The following is a 21,118-nucleotide window of genomic DNA, read 5'->3' as shown; positions in this document are numbered from 1 at the left end:
AGCACTCCGACATGCTCAAGACCGACCTTCACGTGGGCTGGACCGTCCGGGCCGCCGGCGGCGAGGTCCCACCGGAGATCGCCGCGTCCGCGTTGCCCGCCACCGTCCCCGGTACCGTGCACACCGACCTGCTCGCGGCCGGTCTGATCCCGGATCCTTACCTCGGCACCAACGAGAAGGATCTTGCCTGGTTCCACCGGTCCGCGTGGCGCTACGACACCGTTCTGCGAGCCGCTCCGGCCGAGCCCGATGAGCGTGTCGACCTGGTCTTCGACGGTCTGGACACGGTCGCCGCGATCGAGCTGGACGGCGTCGTGCTGGGCCGCACCGCCAACATGCACCGCGGGTACCGGTTCGACGTACGGCACCTGCTCCGTGAGGGCGCGATCCCGCTCACCGTCCGCTTCGACTCGGCCCTCGAACACGCCGAGGAGTTCGAGCGGCAGGCCGGCAGCCGCCCCCGCCCGTACCCGCACCCGTTCAACGCGATCCGCAAGATGGCCTGCTCGTTCGGCTGGGACTGGGGTCCCGACCTGCAGACCGCCGGCATCTGGAAGGGCGTGCGCCTGGAGCGCTGGAAGGTCGCCCGGCTGGCCTCGGTCCGGCCGCTGGCCACCCGCACCCGCCTCACGGTGCCGGTCTCGGTGGAACGCACCGGCAACGCCGGCCTGCACGTCGAGGTGGTGGCCGGGGAGCACCGCGCCCGGGTCGCCCTGCCTGCCGGAACCGACCACACCACCGTGGAGCTGGACATCCCCGACGCGCCCACCTGGTGGCCGGCCGGCTACGGCGACCAGCCCCTGGTACCCGTCACCGTCACGGTCACCGATGAAACGGGCGAGGTCCTGGACGAGCACCACACCCGGGTCGGCTTCCGCGACGTCCGCCTCGACGAGAGCCCCGACGAGATCGGCAGCAGATTCACCCTCGTCGTCAACGACCAGGAGATCTTCGTCCTCGGGCTCAACTGGATCCCCGAGGACCACCTGCTCACCCGCATCACCCGGGAACGTCTCGAGGCGGCCGTCGACCGCGCCGTCGCCGCCAACGCCAACCTGCTGCGCATCTGGGGCGGCGGCATCTGGGAGTCCGGCGACTTCTACGACGTCTGCGACGAACGTGGCGTCCTGGTCTGGCAGGACTTCCCGCTCTCCTGCGGCGCGTACGCCGAGGAGGAGCCGATGCGCTCGGAGATCCTCGCCGAGGCGCGGGAGAACATCACCCGCCTCGCACCGCACCCGTCGCTGATCCTCTGGAACGGCGGCAACGAGAACATCTGGGGCCACGAGGACTGGCGCTGGAAGGAGCAGCTCAACGGCGCCACCTGGGGCGCCCGGTACTACTACGAGGACTTCCCGGCCCTGCTCGCCGAGCTCGACCCGACCCGCCCCTACCACCCGGGCAGCCCGTCCAGCCCCGGCCACGACCCCGAGGACGTGCACCCCAACGACGACCGGTACGGCACCCGGCACGAGTGGGAGGCGTGGAACCGGGAGGACTACACCTACCACGACAACTTCGTACCGCGGTTCTGCTCGGAGTTCGGCTGGCAGGCGCCCCCGGCGTGGTCGACGCTCGTCGCCACCATCGCGCCCGACGACCTGCACAAGGAGTCGGACGCGTTCCTGCTGCACCAGAAGGCCGAGGACGGCAACGGCAAGCTGGACCGGGGCGTCGCCCATCACCTGACGGTGCCCGAGGACTTCGCCGCCTGGCACTGGGCGACCCAGTTGAATCAGGCGCGCGCGACGTCGTACGCGATCAATCATTTGCGGAGTTGTGCCCCCCGCACGATGGGCAGCATCCTGTGGCAGCTCAACGACTGCTGGCCGGTCACCTCGTGGTCGGTGGTCGACGGCGCCGGGCGGCTCAAGCCCGCCTGGTACGCGCTGCGCCGCGCCTACGCCCCGCGGTCGCTCGCCTTCCAGGAGCGCGACGGCGCCACCGTGCTCGCCGCGATCAACGACAGCGACACCCCGTGGCGTACCGGGGTCCGGCTCCGCCGCCTGAAGTTCGACGGCGCGGACCTGGCCACCGCCGACGCCGGCCTCGACGTCCCGGCCCGTTCGGTGACCCTGCTCCCGCTCGACCCGGAGCTGCTGGCCACCCTCGAACCGGACCGGGAGGTGCTTGTCGCCGACGCGGACGGACAGCGTGCCACCCGGCTGTTCGCCGAGGACTTCGACCTGCGCTACGACCCCGCCGCGGTACGGGCACACACGGTCTCCGTGGAGGGCGGATACTCGGTGACCGTGACCGCCGCATCGTTCGCCCGGGACGTCGCCGTGCTCGCCGACCGGGTCGCCCCCGACGCCGTCGTCGACGACATGCTGATCGACCTGCTGCCGGGGGAGACCCACACGTTCACCGTCACCACCGGCGCCATCGTCGACGGTGAGGAGTTCTCCGCACCCGAGGTGCTCCGCTCGGCGAACTCGCTGACCATCCCGGCCAAGGTCGGCTGACGTGACCGAACCCGGCGGCCTGATCGGTCTGGTGCTCACCGGGAGCGCCGCCCGGGTCGGCGTCGAGCCGTTCTTCATGGAGCTCATCGGCGGTATGGAGGAGGCGCTCGCCCCGCACGGGGCCACCGTCCTGCTGCTGGTGGTGCCCGATCTGGAGGCGGAGCTCGCCACCTACCGGCGCTGGGCCGGCGACCACACGGTCCGGGCCGTTGTGGTGGTCAACCTGGTGCACGATGACGTGCGGCCGTCGAAGCTCGCCGAGCTCGGCCTGCCCGCGGTGCTCGCCGGCCGGGCCGAGGCACCCGGGTTCCCCCGTGTGGTCACCGACGACGCCGGAGCGATGACCACCGCGATCGAGATGCTGGCGTCGCTCGGGCACCGGGTGATCGGCCGGGTCAGCGGGCCCGCCGACCTGGTGCACACCGCGGAGCGCTCGGCAGCCATGCACACGGCGGCGGGGCGGCACGGTGTGCGCGTACACATCGTGGAGGGTGACTACGGAGCAGAGGCAGGCGTACGCGGTGTGCTCGAACTGCTGTCCGCCGAGCCGGTGCCGACCGCCGTGGTGTTCGACAACGACGTCATGGCCGTCGCCGCCGAGCAGGAGCTGATCCGCGCGGGAGTGCCCGTACCGGAGCGGGTCAGCCTGCTCGTCTACGACGACTCGCCGCTCTGCGAGCTGGCCGTGCCGCCGCTCTCCGCCCTCAGCATCGACGTGCACGACCACGGCCTCACGCTGGCCCGCGCGGTCCTGGCGGCGCTGGACGGTGCGCCGGCGGCCGACCACCCCGGGCCGCCGATCCGCGTCCTGCGCCGGGAGAGCACCGGGCCGGTGCCGGTTTCCTAGCCTTCGTCCCTCTAGCTTTCGGCCGGTCGCGTCGGCCATCCCCTCTAGCTTTCGGCCGGTCGCGTCGGCGGCCAGATCAGCGTGTTGTCCGGAATTGACTGCCGGTGCAGGGCTGCGATGTCGCGGCCCGGAATCGTGCGACCGGCCCGCACCACCAGCCGGGCCACCTCGATCGCGCCGTGCGCCTGGAAGTGGGTGTTGTCCGAGACCCCGGCCGGGTAGTTCGCCGACTCGCCGGCGTCCAGCCAGAGGAAGTGGTCCTTTGTTGCCTCCGGCCCCAGCTCTCCCCACAAGGCAAAAGACAAGGCCGTCAAATCCACCAATTTCGTACGGGATTCCGCCGCCAGCGCCCGCATAGCGGCCGGGTATTCGCCGTGCGACTGATACGCCACGCCGTCCGCCGTGAACCGCCGCCGCTCCACCGGAGTGACCAGGATCGGGTGGGCGTGCGCCGCCCGCGCCCCGTCGACGTAGAGGCGCAGGTGGTCGTGGAACGTCGTCCACGGCTCGGTGTACCGCGCCGGGTCCTCGATCTTGGCGTCGTTGTGCCCGAAAGAGATCAGCAGCACGTCGCCGGGGCGGATCGCCGCCAGGATCTGGTCGAGCCGGCCCAGGTCCGCGAAGCTCTTCGAGCTCGCGCCGGAGAGGGCGGCGTTCACCACGTCGATATCCGGCTTGAGGAAGACCGGCAGCGCCTGGCCCCAGCCCGCTCGCGGGCTCTCGGCCGCCGCATACGTCGCCGCCGTGGAGTCCCCCGCCACGAACACGGTGCGCCGCCTGCCCTTGCCCGCCGCCGCCGGTGTGGCCATTCCGCTCGCCCCTGCGATCGCTCCGCCGATGACCCCGCGCAGCAACACTCTCCGGTCCAGTCTCATGCCTAGACATCAAATCAGCGCACATCAATTCAGGCAAGCGCTTTCCGGCAGGCAGGAGGATTTTACTGTACGGGCGGACGGGCCCTCAGGCGTCCCATCTCCGGTGGGCGGGATTCGGCGTGCCGACCCTGCGATGTGCCAGGGTGGACGTATGACCCCGCTCCGCGACCGCTTCCGCGCCCTGCACGAGTCCGGCACCTTCCTGCTGCCGAACCCCTGGGACGTCGGCTCCGCCCGGCTGTTCGAGTCCCTGGGATTCGTCGCGCTCGCCACCACCTCGTCCGGCCTCGCCGCCGCCCTCGGCAAGCTCGACCAGCAGGTCACCCGCGACGAACTCGTCGCGCACGTCGCAGCGCTCACCGCCGCCGTCCGCGTCCCGGTCAACGTGGACGCCGAACGGCTCTTCGCCGACACGGTCGTCGGCATCGGCGAAACCGTGGAACTGCTCGCCGAGGCCGGCGCCTCCGGCATCTCGATCGAGGACTACGACCCGGCCACCGACGCCATCGAAACCCTCGCCGCCGGCACCGAACGGGTCGCCGCCGCCGCCGAAGCCTGCGCCCGCCACGGCATCGTGCTCACCGCCCGCGCCGAGAACCACCTGTACGGCCACAACGACCTCGACGACACCATCGCCCGCCTGACCGCCTACCACGACGCCGGCGCCGACGTCCTCTACGCACCCGGCCTGCGCACCCCCGACGACATCGCCCGCCTGGTCACCTCCGTCAAGGCCCCGGTCAACGTACTCGCGGTATCCGGCGCCCCCACCGTCGCCACCCTCACCGACCTCGGCGTCCGCCGCATCTCCACCGGCGGCGCCCTGGCCTGGGCCGCCTACGGAGCCGCCCGCGAAGCCGCCCTCGAACTCCTCAACTCCGGCACCACCACCTTCCGCTCCCGCTCCCTAACCCCCGCCCAAGCCACCGCCGCCTTCACCCCCCACCCCTAGCCTGTCCCCCCACCCCTGAGCGCCAGCCACCCCACTCAGCTGGGCGTGAGAGGTGTTTTCCAGCCCGCAAGGCCCCCCTGAGCGCCAGCCACCCCACTCAGCTGGGCGTGAGGGGTGCTTTCCAGCCCGCAAGGCCCCCCTGAGCGCCAGCCGACCCACCCAGCTGGGCGTGAGCGGTGCTTTTCAGGCCGCAAGGCACCGCTGAGCGCCAGCCGGCCCGCTCGGCTGGGCGTGAGGGGTGTGTTTCGGCCCGTGAGGCACCGCTGAGCGCCAGCCGGTCGGCTCGGCTGGGCGTGAGGGGTGCGGGGAAGGGCGGTGGGGAGCGGGTGGGTGCGCAGTCTGGCCGTGATCTTCGTGAAGTGACCTTGACAGCGGCGGGTGCGCGCACCAAGGTTACGGCTTCGGCCCGTTGACCAGGGGATTTCGGGTTGGCGGAACCACTGCGGAGGGTACCCATGGAACTGCACCCGGAGGACCACGACGAGTTGGCTCACGGTAACTCGACGGTCGAGATTTGGCGGCGCAGTGACCATGCCGCGGAGGTGGCCGCCGAGCTGATGCGACTCAATGGTGGGACCGTGCCGATGAGTGATTTGCTGTGGCTGGGTGCTGAATCGTTCCTGCCGAGGCAGTGGCAGGCCGGGCGGGCCACCGATCCGCAGGAAGCCGCCGCCCAGGTCTACGACCGGTGGCGCCGGCTCGAACAGCGCCGCATCGAGCGCCGCCTGCGCGCCGACGACGCCCCGGCCTGACAACCGCGAACTGGATGGACGCGCGGTCCGGAAGGACCCGGCCGGACAGAAGGACCAGGCGAATCGAAAGACCGGCGACAAGCGCGACCAGGCCGGCGGGTGGGTGAAGAACCACCCGCCGACCTGGTGCCGGGAAGAAGGGTCAGCTCAGCAGCGGGCGCGGCAGAGCGGGAATCGGCAGAGCGGAAGGCGCCTGGGAACGCAGGGACGCCGTCGGCTGGGTCGGGTTGTCGTTGCGGCGGTAGAGGCGGCCGCCGAATCGGAGCCAGCCGACCGAGCCGTCCGGGTCGCGGACGAAGTTGAAGCGGTTGTTGGTGACCGTGCCGTCGGGGGCGAAGACCAGCGTGTAGTCCTTGCGGTAGAAGGCCAGTCGAAGGTAATCCTCGCCCTGATAGCGCAGGACGAGCTGCCCGGCGTCGGCGACCATCTCCAGCTCGACACTGCTGTGAACCCCGTCGAAGCCGATCTGCTCGCCGAAGTAGAAGCCGAGGTAGGGCGCGAGCTCCCGGTCGCTGAGCGAGCGCGGCACCGCCGGCAGGTTGTGCAGCCCGGTGAAGAGGCTGATCGCCCGGTCGCCGGCGAACAGGTCGTCGAGCAGCACCGGGCCGGTTTCCGAGTTGGTCAGCACGGTCAGCGCGAAGTCCTTGCGCGGAACCATGAGGAAGCCGGAGTGCTGTCCCGCCCAGTCACCACCGTGCTGGATCACCTTCGGGCCCTCGGCGGTGGGGCGCAGCATCCAGGTGACGCCGAACCCGTCGAGCTCCACGAAGAGCGTGCCGCCCGGCCCGGGGTTCGACTGCATGGCGTGCATCGAGCGCGGGCTGAGCAGCCGCCGGCCGCTGCCCGGCACGCGGCCGTCGCCGAGGTGGAAACGCGCCCAGCGCAGCTGGTCGCGGGCGCTGGAGATGAGGCCGCCGGCCGGGTTGATGCCGCGGGGCATGGCCCAGGCCTCCGGTACCGGCACGATCTCGGTCTGTGCCTCGTTCGGAAGATGGGGTACGGCCCAGCGCACTCCCGGGAGCTCGTCGAGGAAGTAGGCGCTGTGCCTCAGCCCCAGCGGCCCGGTGACCAGGTCACGGATGGCCCGCTCGTACGGCACGCCGGTGACCACCTCGATCACCCGGCCGGCCAGCGAGATGGCCGCGTTGTTGTACGCGTAGACCTTGCCGGGCGGCGTGAGCTGCGGCAACTCCGACATCCCCGCCACGTAACGCGCGAGGGCGCCCTCGTCGGTGCCGGTGTCGAGGAAGTAGTCACCGAGCCAGCCGGCGGTGTGGTTCAGCAGCTGGCGCAGGGTGACCCGCGCGGAGGCGACCGGGTCGGCGACCCGGAAGTCGGGCAGATAGCTGCGGACGGTCCGGTCGAGGTCGAGCCGGCCGCGCTCGACCAGGCGCATGATCGCCGTACCGGTGAATGGTTTTGTGGTGGAAGCGACGCGGAAGACAGTGTCGCCGTCGACCGGTTGCGGGTCGTCGAGGCTTGTCACACCGAAGCCGCGAACGTAGTCGACACCACGGTAACGCAGCCCGTAGGCGACGCCGGGAACGTAGTAGGCCGCCATCGCCTGCTGGATCTTCTCGTCCAGCTTACGGACCGCAGCCGGCAGCCGGGACCCGGCGGCAACAGCCGGCGACCCTGAGGACGAACTCACAGCACCTAACGCGGGCGCGACCGCACCGCCTGCGGAGGCCAGCAACAGCGCGCGACGGGAAATCGGCTCGGACATCGGTTACCCCCTGTCTCATGCGCCTCGGTGGTGGCGCAGCCGCAGCCACTGTATAAACCGCCGTCACTGTCCGCCCAGATGCCGTTTGTCATGAGTCGGCCTCCACGAAGCCTCCGCGGGGCCTTACGGACCGAACCGCCGAACGTGCGCAGGGCGCGATTCGGGCCTCTCAGCAGTAGCGGTACGCCGGCCGAAGGGGACCGGTAAGAACTCCCGGAGGTGATGGACCGGATGGTTCCGGAACAGCTCGGCGAATGGGTGCTTACCGAACTGCCCCGACTCAACCAGGCGATCCTGCGCGAAAACGCCCCACCGGCCCTGCTCCTCGACGAGCTGCGGGAGCACGTGCTGAGCGGTCTGCCGGACGTCGCTCAGCTCACCCCGGTGCAGGCACAGCAGCTTGTGGTGCTGACCGGCTTCGTCGGCGCCTCGGTCGCCCGCCACTACCAGGAGCACACTCCGGGCGGCAAGGAGCATCCCGAGTTCGCGTTCGGCCCGCTCACCGTGGGCGGTGCGCAGATACCGTTCCGGGCGTACTTCGCCGCGCTGGCCGTGCACACCGGGACCGGGCACTACACCCGGGACAGCTACGCGTCGCTGGTGCGCTGGAACGTCGGTACGGTCCGGGTCGGGCTGGGTGGCGAGACGGTGGCCGAGATACCCGGCGTCTTCGACGACGGGCGGATCCGCAGCTACACCGGCAGCGGGGGCGAGGAGAGCTTCTTCCTGCTGGTCAAGCAGGGCGAGGCGGTGGAGCTCGCGGTCAACGAGCTGCTCGGCCCGCTGACCCGGGACCGGGCGAGCCTGATCTGTGCGGACGCCCGCCATCGGGTACGCACGGCGACCGCTCTCCTGGCGAGGCTGAGGCAGCTGTTCCTCGACTTCGCCGCCCTGCCGCCGGACCAGGCCATGCCGCCCGAGCACTTCATGGACGTGTTCCGGCAGTTCGCCGCGCACTGGACGGTCGACGACATCCCGCCCAGCGGCGCCCTCGATCCGGAGGCGCTCAAGCGCGACTTCCTTCTCGGCCTCGCCGTCGACCACTACGACCACCTGGCGAGGCGGCTCTTCCCGGCGATGCTGGACCACGAGCGTGCCGTGCTGAGCGAGCTGATGGACGGTCCCACCCTGCCGCAGCGGCTGCTGGACGAGATCGGCTCCAGTGAGCAGGAGCTGCGCCTGTCCGACGACGGCGACCTGCGCCGGCTGGTCGCACACCACCCGGCGCTGCTCGACTGGTACCGGTTGCTCGCCATGCACGCCCGGGTGTCCGGCGCGCACCTGATGCTGAGCAAGAAGTTCCTGTTCAAGCCGCAGCGGATGCGGGACGAGGCGGGACTCGGCGATCGGGAGATCGTGTCGAACCGGGCCGGCACCACGGGTATGACCGAGACGTTCCTTGACCGGCTGACCCGGGCCCGCCAGAACCACAGCCTGGCCGCGCTACGGCTGGTCCTGCCGAGCGAGGCGCCCAAGCAGACAACGAAGGAGGAGGAGGAGCCCACGCAAACAGGGGATAACGCGGACGGCGACCCGGCGGCGGAGGTACGGTCCGGTCGGGGAGCGGCCACACCGGTCGTCGTGGAACTGACCGGCTGATCGACGCTGTCCGAGAGCCGGCCCGTGCCGGGGCGACGGAGAAATGAGCCGGGGTAGGGGTGAAGCCACGAACCGGCGCCGGCAACCGGCGCCTCCACGCGAACGCCTGGCCGTTGCCGCAGCTGGGCCGCGATCAGCTGATGGCGCTGATCGACCACACGTCCGCGGTCATCTACATGCGCGACGCGGAGGGCCGGTACATGCTGGTCAACCGCGAGTACGAGCGCCTGTTCCGGCTGCGGCGCCAGGACATCGTCGGGCTGACCGACCATGATCTGTTCCCGGTGGAGACGGCCGACGCGTTCCGGACGAACGACCGGCAGGCGCTGGCCGGGGGTGTGCCGGTCCAGATGGAGGAGACGGCGACCTTCGGCGACAGTGTTCGCACCTATCTGACGGTCAAGTTCCCGCTCATCGACGAGGCGGGTGTCGCCTATGCGGTGGCCGGCATCTCGACCGACATCACCGAGCGCAGCCGTGCCGAGGCGGCCCTGCGCGACAGCGAGGAACGGTTCCGCCTGCTGGCCGAGCACGCCCAGGACATCATCTTCCGGTACCGGCTGTCGCCGACGCCCGCCATGGAATACCTCAGCCGGGCCGTCGAGGCGATCACCGGCCACACCGCCGACGACTTCTACGCCGACCCCCAGTTGATCTTCCGGTGTGTCGAGCCCGAGGACCGTACGATCTTCGAGCAGTCCTGGCGCAGCCCGCAGCCCGGGACGATGACCGTCCGGATGCGCCGCAGCGGCGGCGACCCCGTCTGGATCGAGCAACGCGCCAGCAGTGTTGCCGGCGAGACCGGTGAGGCGGTCGCCGTCGAGGGCATCATGCGGGACGTCACCGAGCGGATCGCCGCCGAGAAGGAACGCTCCGAGTTGGAGCAGCAGCTGCGCCAGGCGGAGCGCCTCGACTCGCTGGGCCAGCTCGCCGGCGGTATCGCCCACGACTTCAACAACATCCTCGCGGTGATCTCCGGGTACGCCGACATGCTCATCGAGGAGCTCGGCGACGATCACCCCGGCGTGCCTGACGCGACCGGGATCAAGCAGGCCGCGGCCCGGGGCGGCGCGCTCACCCGGCAGCTGCTGATCTTCAGCCGCTCGGAGCCGTCGCAGCCGGAGCTGCTCGACCTCAACACCGTTGCGGGCGACATGCAGCGGCTGCTCACCCGCACCCTGGGTGAGGACATCGAGCTCAGCACGGTGTTCGCCCCGGGCCTGCCGCCGATCGTCATGGACCGCAGCAAGCTGGAGCAGGTGGTGATGAACGCGGCCCTCAACGCCCGGGCCGCGATGCCCACCGGCGGCCGGCTGACGCTCTGCACCACGGCCGAGCACGGCGGCGGCGGCGAGGAGCTGGTCTGCCTCGCTGTCACGGACACCGGTTGCGGCATGCCGCCGGAGGTGCTGGCCAGGGCTTTCGAGCCGTTCTACACCACCAGGGGGCGGGGTAGCGGGACCGGGCTGGGGCTTGCGACGGCGTACGGCGTCGTCACCGACGCCGGCGGAACGATCAGCCTGGAGTCGGAGCAAGACAAGGGCACGACCCTTCGCGTACGCCTACCCGCCGGCGCCGCGTCAACGCCCGGAGTGAGCCCGGCGGCGCCCACCGCCCCGGTGCTCGCCGGTGCGGGCCACCGGATCCTGGTCGTCGAGGACGAGGACGCCGTCCGCGACATCGTCTGCCGCCTGCTCGGCAAGTCCGGCTACCAGGTGTTCTCCGCCCCGCACCCGGCCGAGGCCCTGCGGATGTGCCGGGAGGATCAGCTCGCCTTCGACGTGCTCCTCACCGACGTGATCATGCCGGGTATGTCGGGCACTCAGCTGGCCGCCGCCCTGCGCGCCGACCGGCCGGGCCTGCCGGTGCTGTTCATGTCCGGCTACACCAGCGGCCCGGCACCCGGCGGGCAGGAACTCCCGCCGGACGCCCCGCTGATCCGCAAGCCGTTCGACACCCAGACGCTGCTCAACGAGGTGCACCAGCTGCTGGCCCGGCAGTTGTAGGCCGCAAGCCGTTCGACACCCGGCCGCTGCTCAACGAGGTGCACCAGCTGCTGGCCCGGCAGTTGTAGGCCGCAAGCCGTTCGACACCCGGCCGCTGCTCAACGAGGTGCACCAGCTGCCCGGCCCGGCAGCTGTAACTCGGTGTTTGCAGGAAGCATTCATTGACGGCGTCACATGTCTGCAATACGGTGCGTCAGGAAAGCCCTTTCCCGCAGCTCGCCGCGCCGGAGGTCGACCCATGCGCAGACGGACGTTCCTGCACATCTCCACCAGCATCAGCGCCGTCGCCGCCACCGGCCTCGTCGCCCGCCCGGCCGCCGCGGCCGGCCCGCGACCCCGCCTGATCGTCGCCGCCGACGGTTCCGGCGACCACGCCACGGTCCAGGCCGCGATCGACGCGGTGCCGAGCGGCAACGCCTCGGCCTTCGTCATCGGCGTACGGCCCGGCACCTATCTCGGTCAGGTGATCGTGCCGAAGGACAAGCCGCTGATCGAGCTGCGCGGCCTCGGCCGCCGCCCGGAGGACGTGGTGATCGCCGACGACCGCGCCAACGGCACCCTCAAACCGGACGGCACCACCTGGGGCACCTCCGGCAGCGCGTCGGTCACCATCGACGGCGCCGGGCTGCGCGCCACCAACCTGACCTTCGCGAACCTCTTCGACGAGGCCGCGCACCCGGAGATCACCGGACGGCAGGCGGTGGCCGTGCTGACCCGCGCCGACAAACTCGTCTTCGACCGGGTCCGCTTCCTCGGCAACCAGGACACCCTCTACGTGAACAGCTCGGCCGCCGGTGTCGTCGCCCGCGCCTACTTCCGCGACTGCTACGTCGAGGGCGACGTCGACTTCATCTTCGGCCGCGCCACAGCCGTCTTCGAGCGCTGCCGCATCCACTCGCTCAACCGCAGCAGCACCCCGGCCGGTTACGTGACGGCGCCCAGCACCGACATCACCAACCCCTACGGCCTGCTCTTCGCCCGCTGCCGCTTCACCTCGGACGCGCCCGCCGGCACCGTCTTCCTCGGCCGTCCCTGGCACCCGAGCAACGACCCGAACGCCATCGGGCAGACGATCATCAGGGAGTCGGCGATCGGCGCGCACATCCCGGCCACCGCCTGGTCCGACTTCGGCACCTGGCCGTGGCGCGAGGCCCGCTTCGCCGAGTACCGCAACTACGGCCCCGGCGCGATCGCCTCCGAGGACCGCCCTCAGCTCACCGCCGCCGAGGCCGCCGAGCACACGCCGACCACGTTCCTCCGCGGCTCCGACAACTGGGCCCCGCACCTCTGCCGCTGACCGCGGCGACGGACCAAGACGGCGCGGATTCAAGCGGCGCGGATTCAAACGGCGCGGATTCAAGCGGCGCGGATTCAAACGGCGCGGATTCAAACGGCGCGGATTCAAACGGCGCGGATTCGAACGGCGCGGGAGGCGGGGGCGGTGGGTCAGACGGCGCGGGAGGTGCGAGTTCTGTTGAGCATCGCGCCGAACAGCCGCTCCGCCTGCTCGGCGCGGAGCGCGATGAACACCCCGGTCGCCGCGACCAGGACTGTCCCCGGCTCCTCCGCCGCGGCGATCGACCCGGTGGCCGTCACCCGCCGGCCGTCGATCGCCTGAACGGACGCGGTCAGGCGCAGGGGCGTCAACAACGGCACAGGCTTGCGGTACGACGTATCGAGCTGCACGGTCATCCCCGGGTTGCCGGAGTGGCTCACCGCGAACCCCAGCATCTGATCGAGCAGCATGGCGCTGACGCCCCCGTGCGCATACATCGGTGGCCCCTCGAAAGCCATGCCCAGGGTGCAGGTGCCAACAGCCGTCCCGTCCTCCTCGACGATCTCGAGCGGCGGGGCCAGCGCGCTGCCGCTCCCGGTCACCGGGTTGTACATCCGGACACCGCCGAGCAGGTCGTCCGCCGCCGACGGGACCTCCCGGCCGCGGACCCGTTCGCCGAGCGGCGCCGCCACCTGCCGGATGCGCTCGGCGGCCCTGCGCAGCTCGTCGGTCGGCGCCTCGGTGGTCGTCGCGCACTCGACGAGCAGCCGCAGCGCGTCGCCCAGGTCGCTGATCGCCTCCCGGCGCCGCAACAACCCGTCCACCGCCTGGAGCCGCCGTGCGGACGCGGGCTGATTCTCGTTCTCTGACACCGGGCACCTTCCCGTCCCTGGGCGAAGGAACAGCATCAGGTTCTACCAAGCCTGGGGCCACCGGCACGCTCGCACCTAGTGAATCTTCTCACACTGCTATAACCTGTTCTAGTTATTGGGGCGGCGTGACGAGGGGATGCCATGGCGGTCACCGTTGAGTACGACGCGGTTGTTGTCGGTGCCGGTGCCGCGGGCATGGCCGCCGCGCTGACGACGGCCCGTAACGGCCTCAGCACCGTCCTGATCGAGAAGGCCCCGGTCTACGGCGGCTCCGCCGCCCGCTCCGGCGCCGGCATCTGGATTCCCGGCAACGAGGTCCTCCTGGCCGCCGGGGTGCCCGACACCCCCGCCAAGGCCGACACCTACATGGCCGCTGTCGTCGGCCCGGAGGTCCCGGCCGCCCGCCGTCAGGCATTCCTGACCTACGGCCCCCGCACCATCTCGTTCCTGCTGCGCTGGTCGCCGCTGCGGTTCTCCTGGATGCAGGGCTATCCGGACTACTATCCCGAGTTGCCCGGCGGCATGCCGGACGGCCGGTCGATCGAGCCGCGCGCACTGGACGCCAACATCCTCGGCGCCGAGTTCGCCAGGCTGAACCCCTCCTACGTCCCGACCCCGGCCGGCACGGTGGTGTACGACGTCGACTACAAGTGGCTCTCCCTGATCGCCCGCCACCCGAAGGGCCTGGCCACCGCCACCGAGATCGTCCTGCGCTATCTCCAGCTCACCGCGGCCGGGCAGAAACCGATCTCGATGGGCCAGGCGCTCGCCGGTGGCCTGCGGGCCGGGCTGCTCGCCGCCGACGTGCCGGTCTGGCTGGACACCCCGCTGCTCGACCTGCACGTGGAGAACGGCCGGGTGGCGGGCGTGGTGGCCCGGCGCAACGGTCAGGAGACGCTGATCCGGGCCCGGCGCGGTGTGGTCGTCGGCAGCGGCGGGTTCGAGCACAACGAGCGGATGCGCAAGCAGTACCAGGCCGCTCCCATCGGTACCGAGTGGACCGTCGGCGCGTCGAGCAACACCGGCGACGGCATCGAGGCGGGGGAGCGGGCCGGCGCGGCGCTCGGCCTGATGGACGACGCCTGGTGGGGCCCGATGATCCCGCTGCCGGAGGGTCCATGGTTCTGCCTCTCCGAGCGGACCCTGCCCGGCACGATCTTCGTCAACCAGGCCGGCAAGCGGTTCGTCAACGAGGCCGCGCCCTACAGCGACGTCGTGCACACCATGTATGCCAAGCAGCACATCCCCTGCTGGATGGTCACCGACCAGGACTACCGCAACCGCTACCTGTTCAAGGACCTCGCACCGCTGCTGCCCTACCCGGACGCCTGGTACTCCAGCGGCGCCCTGGTCAAGGACTGGACCATCGCCGGGCTGGCCGCCAAGATCGGCGTGCCGGCGGCTGCCCTGCGCGCCACGATCGACAGGTCCAACGCCCAGGCCCGGTCCGGCCGGGATCCCGACTTCCACCGCGGCGACAGCACCTACGACGAGTACTTCGCCGATCCCACCAACAACCCCAGCCCGTGCCTGGCGCCGATCTGGCTGCCGCCGTTCTACGCCTTCAAGATCGTGCCCGGCGACCTGGGCACCAAGGGCGGCCTGGTCACCGACGCGCGGGCCCGTGTCCTGCGCCCGGACGGCACCGTCATCCCGGGCCTGTACGCCGCGGGCAACGCCAGCGCGGCCGTCATGGGCCACAGCTACGCCGGTGCCGGCTCCACCCTGGGTCCCGCCATGACCTTCGGCCACGTGGCCGGCCTTGATCTAGCAGCGACCAACTGAAGCAGCGACCGACTGAAGCAGGAGGCAAGCGATGCCGAAGATCACCGTCTCGGCCGTCACCACAGCCGACCCGGATCAGGTGTGGCAGGTACTCACCACCCCGTCCCGGACGCCCGAGTGGAACGACATGCACCAGGGCTTCACCGGTGACGTGCCGGCCACCCTCGCCGAGGGCACCACCTACAAGCAGAAGGTGAAGCTGATGGGCATGCCCGCCGAGATGGCCTGGAAGGTCGTCACCGCGGACGCGCCGAAGCAGCTCGAGCAGGCCGGCGACGGCCCGATGGGCGTCAAGGCCAAGAACCGGTTCGTGCTGGAGCCGTCGGGCACCGGCACGCAGATCACCTACGACATGGAGTTCATCGGCCCGGCCCTGAACGGCCCGATGGCCGCGATGCTGGAGAAGCAGGCCAAGCCCGCCGCCACCCAGGCCCTGGAAAAACTGAAGGGCCTGGTGGAATAGCAGGACCCGCGGGGCAGGGCCCACGACCCACGGGGGCACAGGGCCGGGCCCAAGCTCAGCGGGCCGGGCCGGGCCGGGCCGGGGCGGGCGCAAGGGAGCGGCGAGGCCTAGTGGAGGAGCAACCGGGTCGCCAGCTCCAGATGGTTGACGACGTCGTTCGCCGAGGCGCGGCGGGTCACCCAGGCCACCAGGTTCGACAGCCAGACGTCGCCGATGACCCGCGCCTTGGCCCGGTCGTCGGCGGTCGGCTCGCCGTCGTGGATGGCCCGGGTGACCATCTCCTCCATGAGCCGGGCCACCGAGTTGACCTCGGCGCTGGCGGACGGGTCGGCGAACATGAACGCCCTGGTCATCGCCTCGGCCAGCAGCGGGTCACGCTGCAGCGACCGGGTCATCAGCCCCAGCACGTGGATGGTCCGCTCGTAGGGCGTGTCGCCGGGGATCGGCTTGCGGTTCAGCTTGTCCTGGATCGCGTCCAGTTCGACGGCGAGCGCTGACACCAGGAGATGGATCTTCGAGGGGAAGTAGCGGTAGAGCGTGCCGAGGGCGACCTCGGCCTTCTCCGCGACGGTGCGCATCTGCACCGCGTCATAGCCGCCCTTGGACGCCAGTGCCAGCGTCGCCTCGAGGATGCGCCGCCGCCGATCGCGCTGCGCGGCCGAACCCTGCTCGGATTCCGCACCGGAGAGACCGCCCCGGGTGGTACTCGTTCTCGCTGTCGCCATGGTTACCCTCTCAGTCCGAATCAAGCCTAGCAACGAGGCGTTGGTTTCCCGTGTCACCCGTCGGTGGCACGCACAAACTGAAACGTGTTCTAATCGGGGGCATGGATTTCCGGCTGGACGACGCGCAGCAGGCGATCATGAGCCTGGCCGCCGAGGTGCTCGCCGGCGCGGACACCCCGGAGCGGATCTGGAAGGACCTCGGCCAGGCCGGTCTGCTCTCCCTCGCGGTGCCGGTCCGGCTGGGCGGTTCCGGGCTCGGCGTCCTGGAGACCGCTCTCGTCCTCACCGAGGTCGGGCGGCGCGCGGCAGCGGTTCCGGCCCTGTCCGCACTCGCACTCGGTGTGCTCCCGGTCGCTCGCTGGGGCTCGCAGAGACAGCAGGACGAGCTGCTCACCGACGGGCGCGTTCTCTCTGCCGCCATCGCCGAGCCGGGCGACCCACTGCCGGCGTCGCCGCGCACCACCACCGCGCCTGACGGCACGATCACCGGCGTCAAGACCGGCGTGACCGAGGCGCAGCGCATTCTGGTGACGGCCGGCGCGGGCTTGCGGACACGACAGAAGAGCGGTGTGTACGACCGGAGCACAGCCGTCATGATCGTGGATACTTCCGCACCCGGTGTCAGTCTCGACAACGGTGTCCTCCGTCTGGACAACGTGCCGGCCGAACCCCTGGGCGACCATCGCTGCCACGCCGACCTGCACCGGTACGCGATCGCCGGCGCCTGCGCCCTCGCCGACGGCGCCCTGGCCGGTGCGCTGTCGATGACCGCCGAGCACGTACGCACCCGGCACCAGTTCGGCCGTCCGCTCGCCACCTTCCAGGCCGTCGCCCAGCAGATCGCCGACGTGTACATCGCCAGCCGCACGCTGCACCTGGCCGCGGTCTCCGCCGCCTGGCGGCTCGGCACGGACCGGGACGCCGACGACGACCTCGCTGTCGCGGCACAGTGGCTGACCGCCGAGGCGCTGCCCGCCGTGCGCACCTGTCACCACCTGCACGGCGGCCTCGGCCTGGTCGCCGACTACCCCCTGCACCGGCACACCGCCCTGCTCCGCGACCTGGTCCGGTTCCTCGGCGGCAGCGAGCACTGCCTGGAGGCGCTGGGCGACCGCGTCGCCGGCGGCAAGAACGAGGAGCGCCGTGCCTCTCGACCTGACTGACGAAGCGGGAGAACGGGGAGCGCCGTGTTTCTCGACCTGACTGACGAACAACGCGAACTGCGGGACGAGCTCCGGTCGTACCTCAGGGGTCTGCTGACGCCGGAGCAGCGCGCCGTGCTCCTGCGCGAACGGCACGGACGCGCCCACCGCGACCTGGTGTCGCGACTGGGCCGCGACGGCCGGCTCGGTCTCGGCTTCCCCGCGGAGTACGGCGGAGGCGGCCTCGGTCCCGCCGAGCAGCAGATCTTCGTCAACGAGGCGGCCCGCGCCGACGTCCCGCTGCCCGCCGTCACGCTGCAGACCGTCGCACCGACGCTGCTCGCGCACGGCACCCAGGAGCAGAAGGACTTCTTCCTGCCGCGGATCCTGGCCGGTGAGCTGCACTTCGCGATCGGCTACACCGAGCCGGAGGCCGGCACCGACCTGGCCGCTCTGCGCACCCGGGCGGTCCGGCGGGGGGACGAATACGTGGTCGACGGGCAGAAGACGTTCACCACGGGGGCGCATGACGCCGACTACCTGTGGCTGGCCTGCCGCACCGATCCGGACGCGCCCCGGCACCGCGGGCTGTCGATCCTGATCGTCGACACCAGCGACCCGGGTTACTCGTGGACGCCGATCATCACGTGCGACGGGGCGCACCACGTCAACGCCACGTATCTCAGCGGCGTGCGGGTTCCGGTCGGCCGGCGGGTGGGCGCGGAGAACGGCGGCTGGCGGCTGCTCACCGCCCAGTTGAATCACGAGCGCGTGATGCTCGGCCCGGCCGGGCGGCTCGGGGCACTTTTCGATCGGGTGCGGCTCTGGGCGTACGAGAACGGGGTTCTGGAACGCGCGGAGGTCCGCCGCGCGCTCGCCCGGACCCACGCCGCGCTGCGTGTGAACGAGCTGCTCAACGGCCAGGTGGGCGGCGCCGAGCCGGGCCCGGCCGACGCCTCCGCCACCAAGGTCTTCGCCTCGGAGCGGCTGCTGCGGCTCGGCCAGGAGCTGGAGGAGGTCGTCGGCCGCTTCGGCGACCCGGCCGATCCGGAGACCGCCGCCCTGAGTGAGTGGCTGGACCTGCAGGCCAAGCGCAACCTGGTGCTCACCTTCGGCGGCGGCGTGAACGAGGTCCAGCGGGAGATCATCGCCAGCGCGGGCCTCGGCCTGCCCCGAGTGCCGAGGTAGGTCAGCATGATCGCGGAGACAGTCCAGCGTCTTCTCCAGATCGGCGAGACACCGCCGCGGCCCGGCCGCGACCCGGTCAACCTGCCGATGATCCGCAGCTGGCTGGAGGCGATGGGTGATGCCAATCCGCGGTACGAGCGGGAGCGGATCGCACCGCCCGCGATGATCCAGGTCTGGACCATGCGGGGTCTCGCCCCGTCCCCGGATGACCAGGATCCGTTGCACGTGATGTCCGAGGTCCTTGACGAGGCGGGGTTCACGGCGGTGGTCGCGACCGATTCCGACCAGACCTATCACCGCTGTCTGCGCGAGGGTGAGGAGGTGACGGTCCGCAGCCGCCTCGAGTCCGTGACTGGGCCGAAGCGGACAGCTCTGGGTGAGGGCTGGTTCGTCACCACCACCAGCACCTGGTACTGCGGCGAGGAGGCGGTCGCCGACATGCGGTTCCGCATCCTGCGCTACCGCCCCGGGCCGTCGCCCGCCCGGCCCGCCCGGCCGGCCGAGAGTCCGCTGCTTCCCGTGATCACGCCGGACACCGCGTTCTTCTGGGACGGGATCACGGCCGGTGAGCTGCGCGTTCAGCGCTGCGGCGAGTGCGGGGCGCTGCGCCACCCGCCCGGACCGGCCTGCCCGGCCTGCGGTGCGATGAAGCCGGAGTACGTGGTGGCGGCCGGCACCGGGCGCGTCCACAGCTACACCGTCCACCACCATCCGCCGATCCCGGGCCGGCGGGCGCCGTTCGTGGTCGCGCTCGTCGACCTCGCCGAAGGCGTGCGGATGGTCGGTGAGTTCCGCGGCCGGCGGGCCCGGATCGGTGACCCGGTGCGGTTCACTGTCGAGGACGGCCTGCCGGTGTGGCGTGCCGACGTGCCGGTGCTGCCGGTCTGGGAGCTGGCGGTCACGCCGACGCTGATCATCAGCACCGCGCTGGCCACCCGCGACTTCCAGAACGTCCACCACGATCGCGACGCGGCGGTGCGGCTCGGCGGCCGGGACATCTTCGTCAACATCCTCACCACCACCGGGCTGGTGCAGCGCTACGTCACCGACTGGGCCGGGCCGGAGGCTGTCGTGCACGCGATCGCGATCCGGCTGGGCGCGCCCTGCCACGCCTACGACACGCTGACCTTCACCGGCGAGGTGATGGCGGACGGTGCGGTGGCGGTCGTCGGCCGTACCGCCTCGGGCGTGCACGTCACGGGAACAGTGCACGTCAGCGGAACAGCGCGGGTGTCGTCGTGATCAGCCGGACGACGGCAGTCGCCGGGATCGGCGCCACCGAGTTCTCCAAGGACTCCGGGCGCAGCGAGCTGCGCCTCGCGGTCGAGGCGATCCGGGCCGCCCTCGACGACGCCGGCCTGCAACCGGCAGACGTCTCCGGCCTGGTCACGTTCACCATGGACACCAACGCCGAGATCGCCGTCGCGCGCGAGCTGGGGATGGGCGAGCTGAGCTTCCTGAGCAGGATCGGGTACGGGGGCGGAGCCGCGTGTGCCGTGGTGCAGCAGGCCGTTCTCGCCGTGAGCGCCGGACTCGCCGACGTGGTGGTCTGCTACCGCGCCCTCAACGAGCGGTCCGGCCGCCGGTTCGGGCAGGCGGTGGTCTCCCCGGACGTCGACTCCGGCTGGCACCATCCGATGGGCCTGGCCACACCGGCGGCGATGGTAGCCCTGGTGGCTCAGCGCTACCTGCACGACTACGGCGCCTCCGCCGACGACTTCGGCCGGGTCACCGTCGCGGCCCGGCGGCACGCGGCGACGAACCCGTACGCCTGGTTCCACGGGCGGCCGATCACCCTGGACGAGCACCGGGCGTCCCGGTGGATCGCCGAGCCGCTGCGGCTGCTCGACTGCTGCCAGGAGAGCGACGGCGCGGTGGCGGTCGTGGTCACGTCCGCCGAACGTGCGCGGGATCTCGCCCGGGCGCCGGCGGTGATCGCGGCGGCGGGGCAGGGCAGCGGCGCGGGGCAGTTCGTGATGACCAGCTACTACCGCGAGGACGTGGCGGCGCTGCCGGAGATGGGGGTGGTGGCACGACAGCTCTGGGAGCAGTCCGGATATCGGCCCGCGGACGTGCGAACGGCGGTGATCTACGACCACTTCACGCCGTACGTGCTGATGCAACTGGAGGAGCTGGGGTTCTGCGGGCGGGGGGAGGCTCGGCACCTGATCGCGGACGGCGGGATCGAGCTGGGCGGGCGGTTGCCGGTGAACCCGCACGGGGGGCAGCTCGGGGAGGCGTACATCCACGGGATGAACGGGATCGCCGAGGCGGTCCGGCAGGTGCGGGGGAGTGCGGTCAACCAGGTACCGGGTGATGGGCCGGTTCTGGTGACCGCGGGTACCGGCGTGCCCACCAGTGGTCTGATCCTGGCACCGGACTGACGGGCGATCCTTCGGGTGGTCCGGGCGATCTTTCCGGCCGCTGCTGTGAAACCGCAGGTAG

17 protein-coding genes and 1 pseudogene are annotated in these 21,118 nt (G+C 71.2%); 14 read left to right on the top strand and 4 right to left on the bottom strand.

Translation table 11 applies throughout. From position 1 onward, the window contains the following. Positions 1 to 11 precede the first annotated feature (11 nt). Entirely contained in the window at positions 12 to 2,465 is a 2,454-nt protein-coding gene (locus tag ACFQV6_RS07650) for a glycoside hydrolase family 2 protein (RefSeq protein WP_378026628.1), read from the top strand. 1 nt (position 2,466) lies between these two features. Next, positions 2,467 to 3,312: a LacI family DNA-binding transcriptional regulator gene (locus ACFQV6_RS07645; RefSeq protein WP_378026627.1), complete on the top strand. Its 846-nt coding sequence runs from the start codon at positions 2,467 to 2,469 to the stop codon at positions 3,310 to 3,312. A 44-nt stretch (positions 3,313 to 3,356) separates the two neighbouring features. Here ACFQV6_RS07645 and ACFQV6_RS07640 read toward each other — a convergent pair whose 3' ends face one another. Then, positions 3,357 to 4,187 carry a rhamnogalacturonan acetylesterase gene (locus ACFQV6_RS07640; RefSeq protein WP_378026626.1) on the bottom strand — a complete coding sequence of 277 codons (831 nt, stop codon included), beginning with the start codon at positions 4,185 to 4,187 and terminating at the stop codon, positions 3,357 to 3,359. A gap of 151 nt (positions 4,188 to 4,338) precedes the next feature. Between ACFQV6_RS07640 and ACFQV6_RS07635 the strand changes: the two genes are divergently transcribed. After that, positions 4,339 to 5,139 carry an isocitrate lyase/phosphoenolpyruvate mutase family protein gene (locus ACFQV6_RS07635; RefSeq protein ID WP_378026625.1) on the top strand — a complete coding sequence of 267 codons (801 nt, stop codon included), beginning with the start codon at positions 4,339 to 4,341 and terminating at the stop codon, positions 5,137 to 5,139. Positions 5,140 to 5,594: 455 nt separating this feature from the next. Then, positions 5,595 to 5,891 carry a hypothetical protein gene (locus ACFQV6_RS07630; protein WP_378026624.1) on the top strand — a complete coding sequence of 99 codons (297 nt, stop codon included), beginning with the start codon at positions 5,595 to 5,597 and terminating at the stop codon, positions 5,889 to 5,891. A 142-nt stretch (positions 5,892 to 6,033) separates the two neighbouring features. On the opposite strand, the gene ACFQV6_RS07625 is transcribed toward ACFQV6_RS07630, so the two are convergent. Beyond that, positions 6,034 to 7,542, bottom strand: coding sequence for a serine hydrolase domain-containing protein (locus tag ACFQV6_RS07625; RefSeq protein WP_378026623.1), 1,509 nt, complete (start codon positions 7,540 to 7,542; stop codon positions 6,034 to 6,036). A 306-nt stretch (positions 7,543 to 7,848) separates the two neighbouring features. On the opposite strand from ACFQV6_RS07625, the gene ACFQV6_RS07620 reads away from it, so the two are divergent. The 3 genes from ACFQV6_RS07620 to ACFQV6_RS07610 all read left to right on the top strand — a co-directional run bounded on the left by ACFQV6_RS07620 (position 7,849) and on the right by ACFQV6_RS07610 (position 12,519). Further along, entirely contained in the window at positions 7,849 to 9,216 is a 1,368-nt protein-coding gene (locus tag ACFQV6_RS07620) for a hypothetical protein (RefSeq protein ID WP_378026622.1), read from the top strand. A 59-nt stretch (positions 9,217 to 9,275) separates the two neighbouring features. After that, a complete protein-coding gene (locus ACFQV6_RS07615; RefSeq protein WP_378026621.1) occupies positions 9,276 to 11,222 on the top strand; it encodes a PAS domain-containing protein in 1,947 nt (648 codons plus the stop codon). Positions 11,223 to 11,460: 238 nt separating this feature from the next. Further along, a complete protein-coding gene (locus ACFQV6_RS07610; protein WP_378026620.1) occupies positions 11,461 to 12,519 on the top strand; it encodes a pectinesterase family protein in 1,059 nt (352 codons plus the stop codon). A 149-nt stretch (positions 12,520 to 12,668) separates the two neighbouring features. Here the strand turns inward: ACFQV6_RS07610 and ACFQV6_RS07605 are convergent, their stop codons facing one another. After that, positions 12,669 to 13,370 (bottom strand): PaaI family thioesterase, encoded by a 702-nt coding sequence (locus tag ACFQV6_RS07605; RefSeq protein WP_378026619.1) that lies wholly within the window; start codon positions 13,368 to 13,370, stop codon positions 12,669 to 12,671. Between the two features lie 141 nt (positions 13,371 to 13,511). Between ACFQV6_RS07605 and kstD the strand changes: the two genes are divergently transcribed. Together kstD and ACFQV6_RS07595 are read left to right on the top strand one after the other, a co-directional pair. Continuing rightward, entirely contained in the window at positions 13,512 to 15,155 is a 1,644-nt protein-coding gene (gene kstD, locus ACFQV6_RS07600; RefSeq protein WP_378026618.1) for a 3-oxosteroid 1-dehydrogenase, read from the top strand. A 31-nt stretch (positions 15,156 to 15,186) separates the two neighbouring features. After that, positions 15,187 to 15,618 carry an SRPBCC family protein gene (locus ACFQV6_RS07595; protein ID WP_378026617.1) on the top strand — a complete coding sequence of 144 codons (432 nt, stop codon included), beginning with the start codon at positions 15,187 to 15,189 and terminating at the stop codon, positions 15,616 to 15,618. A 107-nt stretch (positions 15,619 to 15,725) separates the two neighbouring features. Here the strand turns inward: ACFQV6_RS07595 and kstR are convergent, their stop codons facing one another. Continuing rightward, positions 15,726 to 16,343, bottom strand: a complete 618-nt coding sequence (gene kstR, locus ACFQV6_RS07590) for a cholesterol catabolism transcriptional regulator KstR (protein WP_378026616.1) — start codon at positions 16,341 to 16,343, stop codon at positions 15,726 to 15,728. 101 nt (positions 16,344 to 16,444) lie between these two features. Between kstR and ACFQV6_RS07585 the strand changes: the two genes are divergently transcribed. The 5 genes and pseudogenes from ACFQV6_RS07585 to ACFQV6_RS07565 all read left to right on the top strand — a co-directional run bounded on the left by ACFQV6_RS07585 (position 16,445) and on the right by ACFQV6_RS07565 (position 21,057). Beyond that, positions 16,445 to 17,506, top strand: a complete 1,062-nt coding sequence (locus ACFQV6_RS07585; RefSeq protein WP_378026615.1) for an acyl-CoA dehydrogenase family protein — start codon at positions 16,445 to 16,447, stop codon at positions 17,504 to 17,506. Between the two features lie 24 nt (positions 17,507 to 17,530). Then, a complete protein-coding gene (locus ACFQV6_RS07580; RefSeq protein WP_378026614.1) occupies positions 17,531 to 18,673 on the top strand; it encodes an acyl-CoA dehydrogenase family protein in 1,143 nt (380 codons plus the stop codon). Between the two features lie 6 nt (positions 18,674 to 18,679). Next, positions 18,680 to 19,555, top strand: a pseudogene (locus ACFQV6_RS07575) (bifunctional MaoC family dehydratase N-terminal/OB-fold nucleic acid binding domain-containing protein); the annotation flags it as partial. Beyond that, the gene (locus tag ACFQV6_RS07570; protein ID WP_378026694.1) at positions 19,541 to 19,915 is read left to right on the top strand and encodes an acyl dehydratase; all 375 of its coding nucleotides are present in this window, start codon (positions 19,541 to 19,543) and stop codon (positions 19,913 to 19,915) included. The pseudogene ACFQV6_RS07575 and the gene ACFQV6_RS07570, both read left to right, overlap by 15 nt. Next, the gene (locus ACFQV6_RS07565; protein WP_378026613.1) at positions 19,912 to 21,057 is read left to right on the top strand and encodes a lipid-transfer protein; all 1,146 of its coding nucleotides are present in this window, start codon (positions 19,912 to 19,914) and stop codon (positions 21,055 to 21,057) included. Before ACFQV6_RS07570 ends, ACFQV6_RS07565 begins: the two co-directional genes overlap by 4 nt. Positions 21,058 to 21,118: the final 61 nt, after the last annotated feature.

Source organism: Actinoplanes sp. GCM10030250 (assembly GCF_042666575.1).
Classification (GTDB): domain Bacteria; phylum Actinomycetota; class Actinomycetes; order Mycobacteriales; family Micromonosporaceae; genus Actinoplanes.
The sequence above is the reverse complement of the archived record's forward strand: the minus strand, read 5'-3'. Positions and strand labels throughout refer to the sequence as shown.

Coding starts and splice junctions, on each gene's coding strand:
- ACFQV6_RS07640 (WP_378026626.1), bottom strand. CDS start 4,187: ATGAGACTGGACCGGAGAGTGTTGCTGCGCGGGGTCATCGGCGGAGCG.
- kstD (WP_378026618.1), top strand. CDS start 13,512: ATGGCGGTCACCGTTGAGTACGACGCGGTTGTTGTCGGTGCCGGTGCC.
- ACFQV6_RS07620 (WP_378026622.1), top strand. CDS start 7,849: ATGGTTCCGGAACAGCTCGGCGAATGGGTGCTTACCGAACTGCCCCGA.
- ACFQV6_RS07585 (WP_378026615.1), top strand. CDS start 16,445: ATGGATTTCCGGCTGGACGACGCGCAGCAGGCGATCATGAGCCTGGCC.
- ACFQV6_RS07595 (WP_378026617.1), top strand. CDS start 15,187: ATGCCGAAGATCACCGTCTCGGCCGTCACCACAGCCGACCCGGATCAG.
- ACFQV6_RS07635 (WP_378026625.1), top strand. CDS start 4,339: ATGACCCCGCTCCGCGACCGCTTCCGCGCCCTGCACGAGTCCGGCACC.
- kstR (WP_378026616.1), bottom strand. CDS start 16,343: ATGGCGACAGCGAGAACGAGTACCACCCGGGGCGGTCTCTCCGGTGCG.
- ACFQV6_RS07650 (WP_378026628.1), top strand. CDS start 12: ATGCTCAAGACCGACCTTCACGTGGGCTGGACCGTCCGGGCCGCCGGC.
- ACFQV6_RS07630 (WP_378026624.1), top strand. CDS start 5,595: ATGGAACTGCACCCGGAGGACCACGACGAGTTGGCTCACGGTAACTCG.
- ACFQV6_RS07610 (WP_378026620.1), top strand. CDS start 11,461: ATGCGCAGACGGACGTTCCTGCACATCTCCACCAGCATCAGCGCCGTC.